We start from the raw sequence: 3,488 nt of genomic DNA on the forward strand, positions 1-3,488 counted from the left end.
CCGGGGCCGGGAGGGCGGTCATGGACGCGGTCGCCGCCAGCGGCGCCTCCCGCATCGCGTACGTGGCGTGCGACCCGGCGGCGCTCGGGCGCGACCTGGGCACCGCCCGCACCCTGGGGCTGCAGGTGGAGAAGGTGGTCGGATTCGACGCCTTCGGCAACACCCACCACGTCGAGGCGATCGCCACGCTCCGCCGCCCCTGACTCGCGGCGGGCACGGCACCCGGCCCACCGAGGGCCGGGATCGGCGACGGGCGGGCCTCTGATATTCTCTTGACGTCAAGATAAAAAAGTTCCAGGTCATCCGCCCCCGCTGCTGCACGCAGGTCCACCTCGGTGGACCGGGCGTTCCGGAGGTCACAGAATGGATGACGACGGCAGGGCGCCGGTTCGCGGCGCGCTGCACCACCACCACGGCCACCCGGCGCCCCTGCGCGCGGGCGGCACGACGAAGGGAATGGTTGTGAGCGACAGCTTCGGAGCCAAGTCGACCCTGAAGGTCGGCGACAACGAGTACGCGATCCACCGCATCAAGGACGTCGAGGGCCTCGAGGGCGCCGCGACCCTGCCCTACAGCCTCAAGGTGCTGCTCGAGAACCTCGTGCGCACCGAGGACGGTGAGAACATCACCGCCGAGCACATCAAGGCCATCGCCGACTGGGACGAGAACGCCGAGCCCAGCGTCGAGATCCAGTTCACCCCGGCCCGCGTGATCATGCAGGACTTCACCGGTGTGCCCTGCATCGTCGACCTCGCCACCATGCGCGAGGCCGTGGCCGAGCTCGGTGGTGACGCCGACCGCATCAACCCGCTCGCCCCGGCCGAGATGGTCATCGACCACTCCGTCATCATCGACGTGTTCGGCCGCCCCGACGCCTTCGAGAAGAACGTCGAGATCGAGTACGAGCGCAACCAGGAGCGCTACCAGTTCCTGCGCTGGGGCCAGACCGCCTTCGACGACTTCAAGGTCGTTCCCCCGGGCACCGGCATCGTCCACCAGGTGAACATCGAGCACCTGGCCCGCGTCGCCATGACCCGTGAGGTCGACGGCGAGCTCACCGCCTACCCGGACACCTGCGTCGGCACCGACTCCCACACCACCATGGAGAACGGCATCGGCGTGCTCGGCTGGGGCGTCGGCGGCATCGAGGCCGAGGCCGCGATGCTGGGCCAGCCCATCTCCATGCTCATCCCGCGCGTGGTGGGCTTCAAGCTCACCGGCGAGATCCCCGCCGGCGCCACCGCCACCGACGTGGTGCTCACCATCACCGAGATGCTCCGCGAGCACGGTGTGGTCGGCAAGTTCGTGGAGTTCTACGGCGAGGGCGTGGCCTCGGTGCCGCTGGCCAACCGCGCCACCATCGGCAACATGTCGCCGGAGTTCGGCTCCACCTGCGCCATCTTCCCGGTGGACGACATCACCCTGGACTACCTGCGCCTGACCGGTCGCTCCGACGAGCAGGTCGCCCTCGTGGAGGCCTACGCCAAGGAGCAGGGCCTCTGGCACGACCCCTCGGTGGAGCCCCGCTTCTCCGAGCGCCTCGAGCTGGACCTCTCCACCGTGGTGCCCTCCATCGCCGGCCCGAAGCGCCCGCAGGACCGCATCGAGCTGACCAAGGCCGCCGAGCAGTTCCGCGCCGACCTGCAGAACTACGTGGTCGAGGGCAACGAGGTCCAGGGCTCCGCCGTCGACAAGGAGCTCGCCGACTCGTTCCCGGCCTCCGACGCCCCCGCCCAGGACGCCTCCGAGGAAGCCACCGAGGCCGGCAAGCCGGTGCGCAGCGCCATCTCCACCAACGGTGGCCAGCGCCCGTCCAAGCCGGTCCGCGTGACCGTGGACGGCGAGACCTTCGAGATCGACCACGGCGCCGTGGCCATCGCCTCGATCACCTCGTGCACCAACACCTCCAACCCGTCGGTGATGATGGCCGCCGCGCTGCTGGCCAAGAACGCCGTCGAGAAGGGCCTCTCGGTGGCCCCGTGGGTGAAGACCTCCATGGCCCCCGGCTCGCAGGTCGTCACCGGCTACTACGACGCCGCCGGCATGTGGCCCTACCTGGAGAAGCTGGGCTACCACCTGGTCGGCTACGGCTGCACCACCTGCATCGGCAACTCCGGTCCGCTGACCGAGGAGATCAGCCAGGCCATCACCGAGAACGACCTCGCCGTCGTCTCCGTGCTCTCGGGCAACCGCAACTTCGAGGGCCGCATCAACCCCGACGTGAAGATGAACTACCTGGCCTCCCCGCCGCTGGTCATCGCGTACGCGCTCGCGGGCACCATGGACTTCGACTTCGAGTCCCAGCCGCTGGGCCAGGACGCCGAGGGCAAGGACGTCTTCCTCAAGGACATCTGGCCGTCCCCCGAGGAGGTGGAGGCCACCATCAAGGAGGCCATCACCAAGGACCTGTTCGTCAAGGACTACGCCGACGTGTTCGCCGGTGACGAGCGCTGGCAGGGCCTGGAGACCCCCGAGGGCAGCACCTTCGAGTGGGACGGCGAGTCCACCTACGTGCGCAAGCCCCCGTACTTCGAGGGCATGTCCATGGAGCCCTCGGACGTGGCGGACGTCAAGGGCGCCCGCGTGCTGGCCCTGCTGGGTGACTCGGTGACCACCGACCACATCAGCCCGGCCGGTTCCATCAAGGGCGACAGCCCGGCCGGAAAGTACCTGGCCGAGCACGGCGTGGAGCGCAAGGACTTCAACTCCTACGGCTCGCGCCGCGGCAACCACGAGGTGATGGTGCGCGGCACCTTCGCCAACATCCGCCTGAAGAACCTGCTGCTGGACGGCGTGGAGGGCGGCTTCACCCGCAACTTCCTGGCCGGCGGCGAGCAGACCACCATCTTCGAGGCCTCGCAGGCCTACCAGGAGGCCGGCGTGCCGCTGGTGGTGCTGGCGGGCAAGGAGTACGGCTCCGGCTCCTCGCGCGACTGGGCCGCCAAGGGCACCCGCCTGCTGGGCGTCAAGGCCGTCATCGCCCAGAGCTACGAGCGCATCCACCGCTCCAACCTCATCGGCATGGGCGTGCTGCCGCTGCAGTTCCCCGAGGGCGAGTCCGCCGAGTCCCTGGGCCTGGACGGCACGGAGACCTTCGACATCGAGGGCATCGAGGCGTTCAACGCCGGTGAGCGCCCGAAGACGCTGAAGGTCACCGCCACGAAGGAGGGCGGCGAGTCCGTCTCCTTCGACGCCGTGGTGCGCATCGACACCCCCGGTGAGATGTCCTACTACCGCAACGACGGCATCCTGCAGTACGTGCTGCGCCAGCTCGCCGCCTGAGGCGGTGAACCGCTGAGGCGGTAGGAGTTCCACGGCGCCCGTCCCCGCACCCGGGGGCGGGCGCCGTGGTGTGCGTCGGTGCCGCAGGTCGTCGGTGGTGGGCGTTATCGTGTCGCCGGCGCGCGGCACGAGGCCGGCGCCGCGGAACGGTGGGGTGCAGCGCCCCCGGAGGAGGTGGCCGTGGGCCGGCAGCAGGGTCAGGCGCG

The 3,488-nt window shown here is 69.8% G+C and carries 1 protein-coding gene and 1 pseudogene; both read left to right on the top strand.

All coding sequences use genetic code 11. The features are described from left to right. A pseudogene (locus HMPREF3099_RS04390) lies at window positions 1-203 on the top strand (class I SAM-dependent RNA methyltransferase); the annotation flags it as partial. Window positions 204-456: 253 nt separating this feature from the next. Then, window positions 457-3,282, top strand: a complete 2,826-nt coding sequence (locus HMPREF3099_RS04395; RefSeq protein ID WP_070704473.1) for an aconitate hydratase — start codon at window positions 457-459, stop codon at window positions 3,280-3,282. Window positions 3,283-3,488 lie beyond the last annotated feature (206 nt).

Source organism: Kytococcus sp. HMSC28H12 (assembly GCF_001816045.1).
Taxonomy (GTDB): domain Bacteria; phylum Actinomycetota; class Actinomycetes; order Actinomycetales; family Dermatophilaceae; genus Kytococcus; species Kytococcus schroeteri.

Excerpts from the sequence above, each read along its gene's own strand:
- HMPREF3099_RS04395 (WP_070704473.1), top strand. The coding sequence starts at position 457 with ATGGTTGTGAGCGACAGCTTCGGAGCCAAGTCGACCCTGAAGGTCGGC.